Source organism: Paenibacillus sp. LBL, assembly GCF_029893715.1.
GTDB lineage: Bacteria > Bacillota > Bacilli > Paenibacillales > Paenibacillaceae > Paenibacillus_AQ > Paenibacillus_AQ glucanolyticus.
On sequence record NZ_JARXYU010000001.1, the window covers coordinates 142,879 to 158,540 of the forward strand.

The 15,662-nt window shown below is 48.3% G+C and carries 16 protein-coding genes; all 16 read right to left on the minus strand.

Annotated elements, in window-relative coordinates:
- Position 1 precedes the first annotated feature (1 nt).
- Genes M2277_RS00675 through fliM form a run of 16 tightly spaced genes read right to left on the minus strand, consistent with a single transcriptional unit; the run spans position 2 to position 15,627 of the window.
- Positions 2-499 carry a chemotaxis protein CheD gene (locus M2277_RS00675; protein WP_006211305.1) on the minus strand — a complete coding sequence of 166 codons (498 nt, stop codon included), beginning with the start codon at positions 497-499 and terminating at the stop codon, positions 2-4.
- Positions 492-1,085 carry a chemotaxis protein CheC gene (locus tag M2277_RS00680; protein ID WP_152826462.1) on the minus strand — a complete coding sequence of 198 codons (594 nt, stop codon included), beginning with the start codon at positions 1,083-1,085 and terminating at the stop codon, positions 492-494. The genes M2277_RS00675 and M2277_RS00680 overlap by 8 nt, the downstream gene beginning before the upstream one ends.
- 36 nt (positions 1,086-1,121) lie before the next feature.
- On the minus strand, positions 1,122-1,583 hold the full coding sequence (locus tag M2277_RS00685) for a chemotaxis protein CheW (RefSeq protein WP_006211307.1): 462 nt from the start codon (positions 1,581-1,583) through the stop codon (positions 1,122-1,124).
- A gap of 51 nt (positions 1,584-1,634) precedes the next feature.
- The gene (locus M2277_RS00690) at positions 1,635-3,704 is read right to left on the minus strand and encodes a chemotaxis protein CheA (protein ID WP_148246926.1); all 2,070 of its coding nucleotides are present in this window, start codon (positions 3,702-3,704) and stop codon (positions 1,635-1,637) included.
- A gap of 23 nt (positions 3,705-3,727) precedes the next feature.
- A complete protein-coding gene (locus M2277_RS00695) occupies positions 3,728-5,062 on the minus strand; it encodes a protein-glutamate methylesterase/protein-glutamine glutaminase (RefSeq protein WP_036642076.1) in 1,335 nt (444 codons plus the stop codon).
- Positions 5,063-5,099: 37 nt separating this feature from the next.
- Positions 5,100-5,990 (minus strand): MinD/ParA family protein, encoded by an 891-nt coding sequence (locus tag M2277_RS00700; protein ID WP_006211309.1) that lies wholly within the window; start codon positions 5,988-5,990, stop codon positions 5,100-5,102.
- Positions 5,987-7,426 (minus strand): flagellar biosynthesis GTPase FlhF, encoded by a 1,440-nt coding sequence (gene flhF, locus M2277_RS00705; protein WP_280753931.1) that lies wholly within the window; start codon positions 7,424-7,426, stop codon positions 5,987-5,989. Before flhF ends, M2277_RS00700 begins: the two co-directional genes overlap by 4 nt.
- A complete protein-coding gene (flhA, locus tag M2277_RS00710; protein ID WP_006211311.1) occupies positions 7,423-9,456 on the minus strand; it encodes a flagellar biosynthesis protein FlhA in 2,034 nt (677 codons plus the stop codon). The genes flhF and flhA overlap by 4 nt, the downstream gene beginning before the upstream one ends.
- A gap of 24 nt (positions 9,457-9,480) precedes the next feature.
- Entirely contained in the window at positions 9,481-10,569 is a 1,089-nt protein-coding gene (gene flhB / locus M2277_RS00715) for a flagellar biosynthesis protein FlhB (protein ID WP_036642441.1), read from the minus strand.
- A 20-nt stretch (positions 10,570-10,589) separates the two neighbouring features.
- A complete protein-coding gene (gene fliR, locus M2277_RS00720; protein WP_006211313.1) occupies positions 10,590-11,378 on the minus strand; it encodes a flagellar biosynthetic protein FliR in 789 nt (262 codons plus the stop codon).
- Positions 11,379-11,389: 11 nt separating this feature from the next.
- On the minus strand, positions 11,390-11,659 hold the full coding sequence (gene fliQ / locus M2277_RS00725; RefSeq protein ID WP_006211314.1) for a flagellar biosynthesis protein FliQ: 270 nt from the start codon (positions 11,657-11,659) through the stop codon (positions 11,390-11,392).
- Positions 11,660-11,699: 40 nt separating this feature from the next.
- Positions 11,700-12,452, minus strand: coding sequence for a flagellar type III secretion system pore protein FliP (gene fliP, locus M2277_RS00730; RefSeq protein ID WP_006211315.1), 753 nt, complete (start codon positions 12,450-12,452; stop codon positions 11,700-11,702).
- Positions 12,449-12,973 (minus strand): FliO/MopB family protein, encoded by a 525-nt coding sequence (locus M2277_RS00735; protein ID WP_006211316.1) that lies wholly within the window; start codon positions 12,971-12,973, stop codon positions 12,449-12,451. The genes fliP and M2277_RS00735 overlap by 4 nt, the downstream gene beginning before the upstream one ends.
- A gap of 11 nt (positions 12,974-12,984) precedes the next feature.
- Entirely contained in the window at positions 12,985-13,350 is a 366-nt protein-coding gene (locus tag M2277_RS00740) for a response regulator (RefSeq protein WP_006211317.1), read from the minus strand.
- A 29-nt stretch (positions 13,351-13,379) separates the two neighbouring features.
- Complete coding sequence (gene fliY / locus M2277_RS00745) at positions 13,380-14,639, minus strand: flagellar motor switch phosphatase FliY (RefSeq protein WP_006211318.1); 1,260 nt, start codon at positions 14,637-14,639, stop codon at positions 13,380-13,382.
- On the minus strand, positions 14,629-15,627 hold the full coding sequence (gene fliM, locus M2277_RS00750; protein ID WP_036642066.1) for a flagellar motor switch protein FliM: 999 nt from the start codon (positions 15,625-15,627) through the stop codon (positions 14,629-14,631). The genes fliY and fliM overlap by 11 nt, the downstream gene beginning before the upstream one ends.
- Positions 15,628-15,662 lie beyond the last annotated feature (35 nt).

The following is a 15,662-nucleotide window of genomic DNA, read 5'->3' on the forward strand; positions in this document are numbered from 1 at the left end:
GCTACAATTCCTTTATGCCCTTTTGTACACTGCGTATTGTAAATTTACCCGTTGCACAGTCCAATTCAACGGTTCTTCCATAATTTCCTCCGGTATCCTCCGCGATCAGCGTAATGCCCATCTGCTCCAGGCCTGCTTTGCACGACTCCACATTGCGAGGTCCGATGCGCATGGTATCACCGGAACCGGCAAAAGCAAACATCTGGGCTCCGCCGGCCATTTTGGCTACCATGCGTGCTGGCGAAGCTCCCAAATTCCTCATCTTGTTCAGCAGAATAGGAAGAGCCGTATCCGCGTACTTCGCCAGGTTTAGCTGCCCTTCTCTGGCAATCGCTGAAGAGGGGAGCATCACATGCGCCATGCCACCGATCTTCGTCACCGGATCATACAACGTAAGTCCGACACATGACCCCAGACCGGTTGTACGCAAAATACCGTTTGGACCTGCGACGTTCAGATCCGCCATCGCTACTTTCACTATGCTTTGTTCTTCAATCATGCTCTAAAGGCACTCCTAAAGCTTCGAATATTTGAGCAAATGATTGTGGATCGGGAATCAGGAAGAATTGACCTTCCACCTCGTTCTGCCCTTCTAGAAACGTCGTGTTGATTAAGAGGGCATCGTCTCCCATCTCACCAAACTGTATCAATCCATAACTTAAGATCGCACCCGCCATGTCCATCGCTAACGCAGGAACGGTAGGCGTCATGGACAGATTGGTGAAATCGGCCAGCGAGGATAAATACGATCCCGACAAAATATTTCCGATCTCGCACAGCGCAGACTGCTCCATCTCAGAGAATTGTTCCTCCTCCGACACTTCGATGCCTGCCAGATTCTGCAGCAGGTTCTTCCCCGCTTCCGGACTCATGATAAAAAAGAGATTTCCCGGCGCGCTTCCCTCCACCCGCAAGAATACGGCAAGAACAAGTTGTTCACTACCGCCTACACTTTCCGCGATCTGTTCAAACGGCAGCAGCTGAACTTGGGGAACTGCCATATCAATAGGTTTGTTAAGCAAGCGGGAGAGGGCAGTTGCCGCATTGCCCGCTCCGATGTTTCCGACTTCCTTCAGAACATCCATTTTAATTTCCTTGCTATGCTTAAACAGCTCCACTGTCTATTCCTCAAGACCTTCCAGCTGAATGATCTCCGTTTTGTTTAACACTTCGGACAAATTCAGCATAACGAGAAGGCGCTCCTCTCCTACCTTCGCGACACCCCGAAGATATTTCGCTTTGATTCCGCCCACAACCTCAGGCGGCGAATCAATGCTGTCCGTATTCAGATCGATAACATCGCTTGCCGAATCTACAATAAAACCGACCTGCATGTCATTGACCGCTACGATAATAACCCGTGTCTGATCGGTAGCCTCGATTTCCCCCAGACCAAATCTGCCACGCAGATTGATAACCGGAATGACGACGCCGCGCAGATTGATAACCCCTTTTACAAAAGCATAGGTTTTGGGAACACGCGTAATCGGCATCATGCGTTCAATGGTCTGAACCTTGTCCACCTCAATGCCGTATTCTTCCTCGCCAAGTTTAAAGACGATAACCTTGATTTCTTCTCCCATGAGTAAGTCCTCCTTCAAAATGTGTGGCCTGCCGAGTTAGATGACATCCCATTATTTGATAAATGCATTTGCATCAATGATGAGCGCGACTTGTCCATCTCCAAGGATGGTTGCGCCGGATATCCCTTGAATGGCGGGAAGATATTTGCCCAGATTTTTAATGACGATTTCGCTCTGACCGATAAAGTCATCAATGGTGAGTGCTGCCAGTCGGTCTCCTTTGCGGATCACCACAATTTCAGTTTCTTCTTCCAGCTCTTCATCAAAATCCGGAACTTCAAACAATCGGCTGAGCGAGATGACCGGAATCAGCGATTCACGGAACTGGATCATCCGGCTGCCGTGTACTTGCTTGATCTGCCCTCGTTTGATAATGGCCGTTTCAACTATTGAGGATAACGGAATCGCATATTTTTCGGATCCCATCCGAATCAGCATGGCGGCGATGATCGACAGCGTTAATGGAAGCTGCACGGAAAAATTAGTGCCTTTTCCTGGCGTCGAATAGATTGTGACGTTTCCGCCCAAGGCAACGATTTTGGATTTAACGACATCCAATCCTACCCCTCGGCCGGATACATCGGATATTTTCTCAGCCGTACTGAATCCTGGTGCGAACAGCAGCTGATTGACCTCATCATCCGACATGGACGCAGCTTCGGCTTCGGTGACAACCCCTTTTTTCAGCGCGTTCTTCAGAATGTTCTCCCGATAGATTCCGCGACCGTCATCCTCGATCTCGATGAAGACATTGTTGCCGCTATGGAATGCTCGCAGATGAACGGTACCGGTTTCCGGCTTGCCCGCCGCGATGCGGTCTGCTACAGGTTCGACACCATGGTCAGCCGAGTTGCGCAGCAAATGAACCAATGGATCTCCGATTTCATCAATGACCGTTCGATCCAGCTCCGTGTCGGCTCCCGTAATAATCAGGTCAATCTTCTTATCCAATGTTTTGGCAAGGTCGCGAACCATCCTTGGAAAACGGTTGAACACCGTATCTACGGGTACCATGCGAAGTTTCAGAACAATATTCTGCAAGTCGCTGCTGACTCGGCTCATATGCTCAACCGTATCCGTCAACTCCTGATTCTTCGATTCGATGGCCAGCTGTTCCAGCCGCACCCGGTCGATAAGGAGTTCGCTGAACAGGTTCATTAATACGTCCAGCCGCTCGATATCAACCCTTATCGTTCTGGACGGGTTGCCCCCCCCAGCATTTCGGGCGGATGCCTTGGACTCTTTGGCCGGAGACGGGGCACTCTTGGTTTCCGCTAGCTTTGTTGCCGCCGGAGCCGTCTCCGCATCTACGGATTTAACAGCTTCCGCTGTAGCGGCACTTTCCTGTACCATCTGCTGCAAGGTTTCATGATCCAGCGCAACAACGGAGGTTGTCTCAATCTCTGAAACGCCCAAAATCTGGCTTTCAATTTCTTCTGTATCTCTTTGCGTTATGTAATACAACGAAAATACGCGATCGAATTCACCCTGTTCAATCTCTTGAACATCCGGATAGGTCTTAACGATTTCCCCGGATCTTTCAAGCGTTTCGAATACCATATAGGCCCGAACCGCCTTGAGCTGGCAATCCTCTCGCAATGTCACTTGTATATAGAGAACCTTATGTCCTTCTGAAATCGACTGATCGAGAACGGAAAATTGAAACTCATCCAATTCAATCCCCTGCACAGCTGCTGCGGAATGGCTCTCATCAGCAATTCCACCGTTAGGCAATGCTCCTTCACCACGTACAATCGATTGCAAGGAAGCCACAATAGCGGATACGTCCGCCTTGCCGTCTCCGCCTTCTGTAATATCCTGCACCATCGATTCCAGGGCGTCCAAGCTTTTGAAGAGCGTGTCAAAGATAAAATCCTGCATTTTCAACTTTTCGTTCCGGACAAGATCCAGCACATTTTCCATCTGATGGGTGAGGGAAGCCAGATCTTCGTATCCCATCGTTGCCGCCATACCCTTCAACGTATGCGCTGATCGGAAAATAATCTGTACGATCCCGATATCGTCCGGGTTACTTTCTAATTGAAGCATGTTTTCATTTAATGATTGCAGATGATCATTTGACTCATCAATAAACATTGTCAAATATTGATTCATGTCCATTGAGAGACACCTCCTCCTCAAGTTCACTTTCCGTTATTTACAGCTCGAACCAATCTAGGTGCAATATCATGGAGTGGCAGTACATGGTTTACGCATCCAAGCTCAACAGCCGATCTCGGCATACCGTATACGACACAGGTTTGCTCACTCTCTGCAAAGGTGGAATTCACCCCCGTATCGTACAGTTTCTTCATCATTCTCGCTCCATCGCTCCCCATACCGGTCATCAGCACCGCATGACGCTTAACCATGGTGAGCGGCAGCAGAGATTCGAACAACACATCAACGGATGGACGATGACCATTGCGGGTTTCATCCTGACTTACCCTGATCTGGAACGCACCGCTTTCCGAGCGAAACACCCTCATGTGGCTGCCACCCGGGGCAATATAGGCTTTGCCGGGTTCCAGTACCATGCCTTGTTCTGCTTCCATCACCTCCAGCGGACTGAATGAATTCAGACGCTGCGCAAGCGACTTGGTAAAATTCGGCGGCATATGTTGAACGATGACAATCGGAGCGCAGAAGTCACCGGGAATTTGCTCGAGAAATGCTTTTAATGCCCTCGGACCGCCCGTTGAGCAGCCAACCGCAACCAGATCCGTCAGTTCGTTGGACGGCTGAAGCTTCACTTCGCGCGGTGGGTGAATCTCGTGTTCCGGCAGTGCTGCTGAAGAACTGTCCGCCACAGGTTTACGATCAACCTTTTTGCGTCTCGGTTTGGAAGCATCCGATGCCTCCGCACGTGCCAGTTTATCCTCCTCAGGGCGAGGAACCCGGGTTCGGGGCAGCTCCGCAAGCTTAACGCGCTCCTCGGCTCCGCCGATCGTTCGTCTCGTTTCCTTCATCTGCGGCTTCTTATTCAGCGTTTTGTCAGAAGGCTTTGGCGAAAGAGGAACCGATATGTCCGCACCCTGTCGTCTCTGCTCTTCTTCTTCCCACAATGCCCTCCGCTGTTTTGCCTGCATCGCCGCATTCAGTTGCTTCATTAATTCTGAACGCACCTGTTCAATGTCAAGCGCATTAGAAATGGAAGGCTTTCGTATAAAATCAAATGCACCCGCCTCAAGGGCAAGAATGGTTTCCCTCATGCCTTGCTCATTAATGCCGGATAGCATGATTACCGGACGAGGACCTGTCTCCATAATCAGCCTCAAAGCATCAAGCCCGTTCATTTCCGGCATTTCTACATCCAGCGTGATGACATCCGGATCCAATGCCTTTACTTTCTCAACGGCATCCCGCCCATTGTCGGCTGTTCCGACAACCTGAAAGGATGGGTCTCGTTCGATGAAATCGGAGAAGATTCTCCTCATAAATGCGGAATCGTCCACCACCAGCACACGAAAGGGCTTCATAGATGTCCACCTCAGTTTCCATTATTCCAAATAAGAATCATTTCGTACGTTTGAGCCAACGATGCATAAATCCTTTGATTCCCTTCGGAGCTTCAGGCTCCGTGGCAGCAGGAGCGGTCATGTAACGAAGTGCGATGCGCCTGATATCACTGGAGGCGTTGCATCGTGGATATGCTGCTGTAAAAGGGATCTGCCGCTTAACAGCCTGCACAACATGCGTGTCGTCTGCTATCGAACCAAGCAGCTTGATATCCAGATCCAGAAATCGCTGGGCAGTCAAAATGATTTTGCCCGCTGCTTCACGAGCCTCAATCTCATCCCCCGCCCGATTGACTATCAGGCTGAACGGAACCTTGGATTCCGTTCCGTGCACCACCTTGATCAGCGCGTAAGCATCGGTGATTGAAGTAGGTTCCGGCGTTGTTACGACGAGGCATTGATCCGCCGAGGTTATAAATTTCATATTTTCCTTCGACAATCCGGCTCCGGTATCAAAGATGATGTAATCCATCTCTGATGAAATACGCTCAATCTGGGAAATAAAATAATCCATTTCCTCTTCGGACAGCGAGAGCATGTCCGCAAGACCGGATCCGCCCGCTATGTAAGGAAGTTTGTTCGGCCCGTACTGAATCACTTCCTCGATGCTCTTCTCCCGGCGTATGAGATGATACAGACTATACCGCGAGCTGACACCCATCAGAACATCGATATTCGCCATCCCGATATCGGCATCAAACACCAATACTTTTTTGCCCATGGATTGCAAAGTCAGAGCGAAATTCAACGTGAAATTGGATTTTCCTACCCCGCCTTTACCACTGCTGACCGTAATAATATTGGCGGTTCTTGTTGATGGTACCTTGGAGCTGTCCCCCGTCTGCTGGGCCGAAACGAGCTGTCTAAGCGAATGAGCCTGATCCGTCATGTACGAATCTCTCCCAGCAGGAGATTGCATAATCGTTCACTGTCGGCCATAAGCAGATCGTCCGGTACGTTTTGACCATTGGTCATATAGGACAATCGAAGGTCATGAGCATCGATGAGATTAAACATGGAACCATAACTTCCGGTTTCATCCATCTTCGTGAAGATCACCTTATCCAGTGCATATTTGTTGAAATGATCCGCAATTTCAATCATATCGCTGCTCTTGGAGGTCAAGCTGAGAACAAGATAGGTTTCACTTTGATCGGAATGGGAGAACAGGCTCTGAAGCTCCGAGACGAGCAATTCATTCCGATAGTTACGGCCGGCTGTATCCATTAATATCAAATCGCAGTCCTGCAGCTTCTGAAGCGCACGCTGCATGTCCCCGGGAGATTGCACAACTTCCATCGGCACATTAAGAATCGATGCGTAAGTTCGGAGCTGTTCAACGGCAGAGATTCGATACGTATCCGAAGTAATGAAGCCAACCTTGCGCTGATGACGAAACAGCTGCTCCGCTGCAATCTTCGCAATCGTTGTAGTCTTGCCAACACCGGTCGGGCCGGCAATGTATACAATCCTGGTCTCAGGCTGCACGCCGCCGCCGATGCGTCCCTCAATGAACGCCGCCGCCTGCTTGTAGATCACATCCTGGAGCTCGGCATCACTTAACTGCATATGGTTCGCTGTCCATGCCTCTTCTGCAGCCATAAGCCACTCTTCCGTCAGCTTGGCCGAGAGATCCTGCTTCAGCAGCAGATCGCGTAAGGAATGCAGAGGTTCCGGGAGATGCTGCGCCTCGAGATTTTGCCTCGACAATCTCGCAATCCATTCTTTCATTTCCTTAAGCTCCTCAAGGACTCTTTGCTCCGATTCGCTTATACCGAGGCGGGAGCTTAAGGATTCCTTCTGCTCTGGGCGGGATGAATCAGTGCTCTGAACAGAGTCAGCGATTATCACCGTATCATCGTTTCGAACGCTCACCGGTGCAGCTGTCAGCTGCTGCCCCAAACTGTCCTCGCTCTTTGGCTGAGCGGCAATTTCCTGTGAAGCCGCAGCTTGGCTTAGCAATTCGGCGAAACGATTAGAGTCAGTCTGTTGTGATACAACGGAATCTACGGTCGTATTGCTCACCTGAAGAGATTCAGTCTGCGAACCGGATCTCGAAATTTCGGCTGTTCGCTGATAGGCCTTAGGTACAGCTGCTGTCGGTAGAGAATGCTTCATTTTGTATTCGGCCGGGGCAGAGCCTTTGGATTTCTCCGCCTGCTCTATCGCAGCGATAACCTCAATTTTCTTTCGGGTAAACATTCCCAGGAATCCGCCTACTTTTGTCTCTTTGGTGCTCAGTATGACGGCATCCGCACCCAAATCAGTGCGAATATGCTGCATCGCCTCAGGCATCGTGTCGACGATATACCTTTTTACTCTCATAAGTTCACCACTCCGACACTTTGAATTTCGACGTTTGGCTCGAGCTCACTGTAGGACAATACCGGGATATCCTGCATGCTGCGTTCAATGACCTGACGCAAATACATCCTTATGGCTGGAGATGTAAGCAGCACAGGCTGCTGTCCCATCTGGATGATCCGGTTCACCTGTTCACTGAGCTTCTGAAATACGCTCTGCGTTGATACCGGGTCCATCGCGAGATAACTCCCCTGGTCGCTTTGCTGAACGCTTTCGGCAATCTTCTTCTCCAGCTGAGGTCCAACCGTAATGACCCGCATGGCCTCGCCTTCCTGAGCGTACTGCTGAGTAATCTGCCGCGAGAGGGCCTGCCTTACATATTCAGTCAGAACATCAGGATCTTTGGAATAATGACCGTAATCCGCAAGGGTTTCGAGAATTGTGACCATGTCCCGGATTGAAATTTTCTCGCGAAGGAGTTTCGCCAATACTTTCTGCACCTCCCCAATCGTCAGAACGGAAGGAATGAGCTCGTCCACAAGCACCGGATAGCTTTCTCGGATGTTGTCCACCAGCGCCTTGGTTTCCTGGCGTCCAATCAGCTCATGGGCATGTCTCTTAATCAATTCGGTAAGGTGTGTTGCAACAACGGAAGGTGGATCCACTACGGTGTAGCCAGCGAGATCCGCCCGTTCTTTCATGGCCTCGTCTATCCAGAGTGCAGGCAGTCCAAATGCCGGTTCCGTTGTTTCGATTCCCGTCACAGAATCGTCTTCGTATCCAGGACTCATCGCGAGATAGTGATTTAATAATAATTCACCGCCGCCGACAGCATTCCCTTTTATTTTTATGACATATTCGTTCGGTTTTAGTTGAATATTGTCGCGAATTCGGATAACCGGCACCACAAGACCCAGCTCCAGTGCGCATTGTCTCCGAATCATAATGATTCGATCCAGTAAATCCCCGCCCTGCTGCGCATCGGCGAGCGGGATCAATCCATAACCGAATTCGAATTCGATCGGATCGACCTGAAGCAGGTTGATCACACTTTCCGGACTTCGAACTTCTTCGATCTGCTGTTCCTCCTCAAGCTGCTCCACTTCGACCTGCTTGCGGTCCAGATTGTTTTGCATCGTTCTGGCTGCAATAAACAATATAATGGCGATCGGAGCGGTTGTAATCAGATGAATCGGAGTGAAGAGCCCCAGAAACATCACGGTTCCCGCTACGATATATAGCAGATGTGGATAGGAGAAGAGCTGTCCTGTGAGATCCTCGGCCAAATTCCCTTCCGATGATGCTCTTGTTACAATCAGACCGGCTGCAGTCGAGATGAGAAGCGCCGGAATCTGACTGACCAGTCCATCCCCAATCGTCAGGATCGAGTAAGTACTCATCGCATCACCGAAGGACATGCCGTGAATCGAGATCCCGATGATAAAGCCACCAATCAGGTTGATCAGCATGATGACAATCGTTGCAATCGCATCACCTTTGACGAATTTGCTCGCACCATCCATGGCTCCGTAGAAATCCGCCTCGCGCTCGATTTTACTTCTTCGCTCCCTGGCTTGCTGCTCATTGATTAAACCTGCATTCAGATCCGCGTCAATGCTCATCTGTTTACCTGGCATCGCATCGAGTGTAAACCTTGCCGCAACCTCAGCCACCCGCTCCGAACCTTTGGTAATGACGATGAACTGTACAACGACGAGGATCAGGAAGACGATAAATCCAATCGCGATTTCGCCGTTTGCTATCCATTTACCGAATGTGGCAACAACTTCCCCTGCATTTGCTTCCGACAGAATCAGCTTGGTTGTCGAAATGTTCAGCGCTACTCGGAAGAGTGTCGTGATGAGCAATAAGGAAGGAAAAATCGAAAAGTCCAGTGCTTCCTTGGTATTCATGGCCACCAGCAGAATAATAAGCGCCAGCGAAATATTGATGATAAGCAGTACATCGAGCAGCCATATCGGGATCGGAAGAATCATCATGAGTACGATGCCAATGACACCCGCAAGGACAGATAGATCTTTTATTTTCACTGCACTGACGCCTCCGGTCCCTAGTTATTTCGCTTTACCTTTTAGTTTATATACATAGGCCAGCACTTCAGCTACGGCCTGGAACAGGTCTCCCGGAATCGAATCCCCGATTTCCGACCGTTGGTACAAAGCTCGTGCCAGCGGCTTATTTTCCATCGTTATAATTCCGTGTTCCTTCGCTATTTCTTTAATCCGCAAGGCCATGAAATCCTGGCCCTTCGCAATGATCTGCGGAGCTTCCATCATGGAACCGTCATACTTGATAGCCACTGCAAAGTGGGTCGGGTTCGTGATGATAACGTCGGCATTCGGAACTTCCTGCATCATCCGCTGAAGTGCCATCCGACGCTGGCGCTCCCTGATCTTTCCTTTAATGAGCGGATCGCCTTCCATTTTTTTGTACTCATCTTTAATATCTTGCTTGGACATTCGAATGTTTTTTTCATAATCATACCTTTGGTACATGTAATCCAGAACGGCCAGGATTATGAGGCCAATCGCAATCTTAAATCCCAGAGACATGGTGATATCCGCAACGAAATGAAATATGGCATCGGGACCCATGGTTGACAAGGAGGATAATCCCTCTCTGGCAGCCCATAAGGTGCTGTAAACCAGATAACCGATGATGGTCAATTTAATGACCGACTTCAAAAATTCAACCAAAGAACGCATGGAGAATATGTTTTTGAAGCCTTTGATTGGGTCTAATTTTTCAAACTTCATTTTCAGAGGCTCACCGGTCAACATAAATCCGACTTGCAAATAATTGGAGATCAGCGCAATCACAAAAATCGAAATAAATAATGGAGCCAGCAGAAGCAAGATTTGAATGCCATATTCTCCAAACAGCTGCATCACATTGTCTTTTGTAACGTCCATGGAGAGCCGATTAATATAGACATCGGTGAATAATCGAACGGTATGGTCTCTCATATAACCGCCGAAGATTAACAGGCAAAAAAAAGCCGCAAGCAAAACCGATGCACCCGATACCTCCATGCTCTTGGCAACTTGGCCTTTCTTACGCGTATCCTGACGTTTCTTCGGTGTCGCTTTCTCCGTCTTTTCGCCAGCGAACAATTGTAAGTCGACCGGATACCGGTATGACATCCGCTTCATCTCCATCCTCCTTATGTCGGCCCGTCGCCAACAACACCGAGCAGCTGCCGGAGCGCTTCAAACATTTTGGCAAACAGATGATCAAACAGTGATACAAGCATGGGCATGAGCAGCATCAACAGCACGAGTCCAACGATGATTTTGATAATGATGCCGATAACAAAAACATTGAACTGCGGAGCCGTTCTTGCCAGAAAGCCAAGTCCTACATCGGTCAGGAACAGGGCTGCTACCAGCGGAGCTGCCATTTGAAGTGCCAGCACAAAAGAGTGCGAGAACGTTCGAACGAGAAAATCCGTTACATTGCCGTCATGAATCTTTCCAAACACATCGCCTGTAATCGGAATCCAGTCATAACTGTACATGATGGCGTCGAGCAGATAATGGTGGCCGTTCATGCTTAAGAACACCAATAAAGCCAGATAGTACTTGAAGTTACCGATCAAAGGTGTTGAGGCACCTGTGAATGGATCAATGACATTCGCCATACTGAATCCGATCTGAATATCAATTAATGCCCCAGCTGTCTGAACAACGGCCATAATTAGATAAGCAGTAAAACCAAGAAGCAGTCCCACCAATACTTCCTGGACAATCAATATGACGTAGGACAGATCCTGCGGAACCACTTCGCCAAGCCCGAATGAAAAATAGACGATCAGGGCGATGATAGCCGAAAGGGCTATCTTGTACGAAGTAGGAACACTCCGAGAAGTAAACACAGGCGAAATTACAAAAAAAGATGTTATTCGACAAAAAATAAGCATAAAAACAGGTAAACTTTGCTGCAACCATTCCATGGACACTCAGCCTATCCGATATATTTGTAGAGATTGTCCAAAATACCGTGGGTAAAATCCACTAACGTCGTTAATATCCAAGGACCAAACAGCAATAATGATACGAGAACGATAACAATTTTTGGCACAAAAGCCAGCGTCTGTTCCTGGATTTGCGTTGTTGCTTGAAAAATACTGATGATAAGTCCGACAACAAGTGCGAGAACCATCATCGGTGCGCTCACCTGGAGCACAATATAGACCGCTTGTCCTGCCAGACCGATAATAAATTCAGAGCTCACGGCTTAGTCCCCCTGTATTCGAATTACTTGCCGCTTATTGCTATGGGTTAAAGCTCATCAGCATGGATTTAACCACCAGATACCAGCCGTCTACCAGAACAAAGAGCAAAATCTTGAATGGCAGCGAGATCATGACCGGCGGCAGCATCATCATCCCCATCGCCATCAGCACGCTGGCAACAACGATATCGATGACCAAAAAAGGGATAAATATCATAAAGCCCATTTGAAAGCCTGTCTTCAGCTCACTAATGGCAAATGCCGGTACCAAAACCGTTAATGGGATATCCTCGTAGGTTTCGGGCTTCTCCGCACCTGTGTAATTCATAAACAAAAGAAGATCCTTTTCCCGCGTATGGGAGAACATAAACTTCTTCATTGGATCCTGAGCCTTATCCAGTGCCTCCGTCTGGCTAATCTCACCTTTAAGATAAGGCTGCAGCGCAACGTCATTTATGGATGACAACGTCGGTGCCATAACAAATAAGGTAAGGAAGAGCGCCAGGCCGATCAACACTTGGTTCGGCGGGGTTTGCATGGTTCCGAGTGAAGTACGGACAAAACCAAGCACGATCACAATCCGTGTGAAACTTGTCATCAGAACCAGAATTGCTGGTGCAATACTAAGAATCGTGATCAGGAGTATCAAAGACAAGGAGCTTGTCCCCGGCGTGTCTCCTTCATTGCCGATTTGAATATCAATGTTCGGAATGGGATCCGCAAATGCCGTATGAGAAAACAAAAATCCAAACAATATAAAAATCGCGATAGTGTAAGAGATCTTTTTATTCATGAATCCTTATGATCCTCCCGCAGCAATTCTTCGACCTTTTCTTTCCGGTTCGGTACGCTGCGCAGCTTGGATTCAAACACTTCATGAAATGAAGATGTATCGTCCAATTCAATTTCTTCCGGTGGTTTTTCTTTACGGAGTTTTGCCGCCAGTTTCGAAATAAAAGGCGGCAGCGCCCCATTATGTATTCCAGAATCCTGTTCAAATGCTGCTAGGATAAGAGCAACCTCTGCTGGATCAGAAATTTTGTCCACCAACCGGACGTCTTCGCCAACTCCGATCACATAGATGCTGCCCCCAATCTCAACGATCTGAAGGGATTTGTTAGGGCCCATCCCAACCGCACCCAATGTGCGAATAGAACGGCCCTGCATCCAGCTCTGATTCTTTTTACTCAGAAAGCGAATCAGGAACACGATCAACGCAACGATGATGGCAAGAACGATAAAGACATAAAACAACTGTAAATAATACCCGGTAGTACTACTTGAGCTTAATCCATCAGAAGCTGCCATCATCATAAGAGATACCCTTATACGCCAAGCGTCTTATTGATGGCTTCAATTACTCTATCCGATTGGAACGGTTTAACGATAAAGTCTTTCGCTCCTGCCTGAATCGCATCGATCACCATTGCCTGCTGACCCATGGCGGAGCACATAATCACTTTTGCGTTCGCATCAACTTTTTTAATTTCTTTAAGTGCCGCGATACCATCCATTTCAGGCATCGTAATATCCATCGTGATCAGATCTGGACGGAGTTCTTTAAACTTCTCGATTGCTTGTGCACCGTCCTGTGCTTCCCCCACAACCTCGAATCCGTTCTTGACCAATATGTCACGGATCATCATTCTCATAAATGCAGCGTCGTCCACAATCAGAATTCGGTTAGCCATTGATAAAAATCCTCCCTAAAATGTTTGTGCTATTGTAATTTTTGAATCCGGTCCCATTGGCTTACGATATCCGTCACACGCACACCAAAGTTCTCATCGATAACGACGACCTCACCTTTGGCAATCAATTTATGATTGACAAGGATGTCTACAGGCTCACCGGCCAGCTTGTCCAGCTCGATAATCGAACCTTGCGACATTTCCAAGATATCCTTAATTTGCTTTTGAGTCCTTCCTAATTCTACGGTGACTTTAAGGGGAATGTCCATCAGTAAGTTCAGATTGTTTTCATCCACCTGGGTGTACGGTGCAGATTGCAGGTTAGCGAACTGCACAGGCTGCACATTTACATTACGATTTGGCATTCCGCCATACTGCTGTGGATGCCCTTGATAAGGCATCTGAGGCTGGCCATACGGCATGGATTGCGGAATGGGTCCTCCATGACCTTGTGCAGGCTGCTGGTAGCCTTGTCCATAATCATATCCATGCCCCGTTTCATTCGCATACCCTGGATCGACTGGTGATTGAGCCGGTTCCTGCGTGTTAACCGGTGCTTCCACTGTTGGTGCGGCTTCTTGCTTCGCAGGCTGAGGCTCTTCTGTTCCGTTGATAAGCATATGGACCATGTCCTTGGAAAAATGAACGGGAAGCAGCTGCATGATGGTTGAATCAATAAGTTCACCGATAATTAATCGGAATGAAATCTTAATCAGTGTTTCATCCTGCGGAAGGTTATTTACTCCTTCCCCATTCGCCATATCCAGAATGTCAATGCCCGGTGGAGATATATTGACAAACCGGTTGAAAATCGTCGACATGCTCGTTGCGGAAGACCCCATCATCTGGTTCATGGCTTCCTGAACGGCACTGATATGAATTTCGTTCAGTTCCTCTTCCACGGGGTTTCCTTCCCCGCCTAACATCAGGTCTGCAATGACTTGAGCATCGCGTGTTTTAATGACAAGGGAGTTAATCCCTTCGAATCCATCTACATAAGTAACATGTACTGCTACATGTGGCTTCGGAAATTCTTCTTCGAACTGGCTTCGTTTAATGATCGACACTTTAGGTGTCGTGATATCTACTTTTTTGCCCAGCAGGGTGGACAGAGCCGTTGCAGCACTGCCGAAGGTAATATTGCCTATCTCACCCAGTGCATCCTGCTCTAGAGGTGTTAATACATCATCGACAGTCGCCGCCGAAGGAATTGATGCTGGTGATGCCATTTCCGACTGTTTTAACAAAGCGTCGATTTCTTCCTGGGATAAATAATCTTTACTCGTCAAATTCTTCAGCTCCTTCGATGACAATTTCATCGATTTGTACAGCAACCCGATCTTTTATCGTTCCGGGACTGCCAATATACTTTAATTTGTCGCCAACCTTGATGGATAGTCCATCATGCATCGGTTTGTTCAATGAAATGACATCTCCGACACTCAGACCCAAAAATTCGGATACCGTCAGCTGTGACACGCCAAGCTCGGCAACAATGGAAAGCTGGGCTTTGCTTACACGCTGTTTGAGAGCATCCACTTCCTCCGGCACACTCGCCTTTTTCTCCGAGATGAACCATTGGTGCGCGGATAACTTCGACATAATCGGCTCCAGTACAACATGCGGAATACACAGATTAATCATTCCCGTGGTGTCGCCGATTTTGGTACTAAGCGATATCAGTGCAATGGTTTCGTTCGGAGAAACGATCTGCATAAACTGCGGGTTCGTTTCCAGCGCTTCAAGACGCGGCGATATGTCCAGCACCGTTTTCCACGCTTCTTGCAGGCTGTCAAATGCCCGGCTGAATATCCGCTCCATAATAATCGTTTCGATCTCGGTCATCGAGCTGATCGAAGACGGAGCAATTCCCGTTCCTCCCAGCAAGCGGTCCAACATCGCGTAGGCAATGTTCGGATGTACTTCGAGCACCATGCGGCCTACCAGAGGTTCTGCCTCAAATATATTAAGAACTGTCATTTTAGGTATAGAACGGATAAATTCATCATATGGTAGCTGTTCAACCTGTACCACATTGATTTGCACAAAAGTACGTAACTGCGCCGAGAAGTAGGTTGTTAAATATCGTGCAAAATTCTCGTGAATCCGGGTCAAACTTCGAATATGATCCTTCGAAAACCGGAGAGCCCTCTTAAAGTCATAAGAGCGAATCTTCTTCTGTGTTTCCTCTTTTTTCAGTTCTTCAGCATCCATTTCCCCTGAAGAGAGAGCGGCCAATAAGGCATCGATCTCATTCTGCGATAAAACATCAACCATCTACTCACCCCCTTACAGGTTGTCCGACGAACCGA

What these genes read in the sequence shown, in the direction of transcription:
- fliM (WP_036642066.1), bottom strand. Translation starts at nt 15,627, where the DNA reads ATGGTTGATGTTTTATCGCAGAATGAGATCGATGCCTTATTGGCCGCT.
- M2277_RS00735 (WP_006211316.1), bottom strand. Translation starts at nt 12,973, where the DNA reads ATGATGATGGCAGCTTCTGATGGATTAAGCTCAAGTAGTACTACCGGG.
- flhB (WP_036642441.1), bottom strand. Translation starts at nt 10,569, where the DNA reads ATGTCATACCGGTATCCGGTCGACTTACAATTGTTCGCTGGCGAAAAG.
- M2277_RS00675 (WP_006211305.1), bottom strand. Translation starts at nt 499, where the DNA reads ATGATTGAAGAACAAAGCATAGTGAAAGTAGCGATGGCGGATCTGAAC.
- M2277_RS00700 (WP_006211309.1), bottom strand. Translation starts at nt 5,990, where the DNA reads ATGACGGATCAGGCTCATTCGCTTAGACAGCTCGTTTCGGCCCAGCAG.
- M2277_RS00690 (WP_148246926.1), bottom strand. Translation starts at nt 3,704, where the DNA reads ATGGACATGAATCAATATTTGACAATGTTTATTGATGAGTCAAATGAT.
- fliP (WP_006211315.1), bottom strand. Translation starts at nt 12,452, where the DNA reads ATGAATAAAAAGATCTCTTACACTATCGCGATTTTTATATTGTTTGGA.
- fliR (WP_006211313.1), bottom strand. Translation starts at nt 11,378, where the DNA reads ATGGAATGGTTGCAGCAAAGTTTACCTGTTTTTATGCTTATTTTTTGT.
- M2277_RS00680 (WP_152826462.1), bottom strand. Translation starts at nt 1,085, where the DNA reads ATGGATGTTCTGAAGGAAGTCGGAAACATCGGAGCGGGCAATGCGGCA.
- M2277_RS00685 (WP_006211307.1), bottom strand. Translation starts at nt 1,583, where the DNA reads ATGGGAGAAGAAATCAAGGTTATCGTCTTTAAACTTGGCGAGGAAGAA.
- flhF (WP_280753931.1), bottom strand. Translation starts at nt 7,426, where the DNA reads ATGAGAGTAAAAAGGTATATCGTCGACACGATGCCTGAGGCGATGCAG.
- M2277_RS00695 (WP_036642076.1), bottom strand. Translation starts at nt 5,062, where the DNA reads ATGAAGCCCTTTCGTGTGCTGGTGGTGGACGATTCCGCATTTATGAGG.
- M2277_RS00740 (WP_006211317.1), bottom strand. Translation starts at nt 13,350, where the DNA reads ATGGCTAACCGAATTCTGATTGTGGACGACGCTGCATTTATGAGAATG.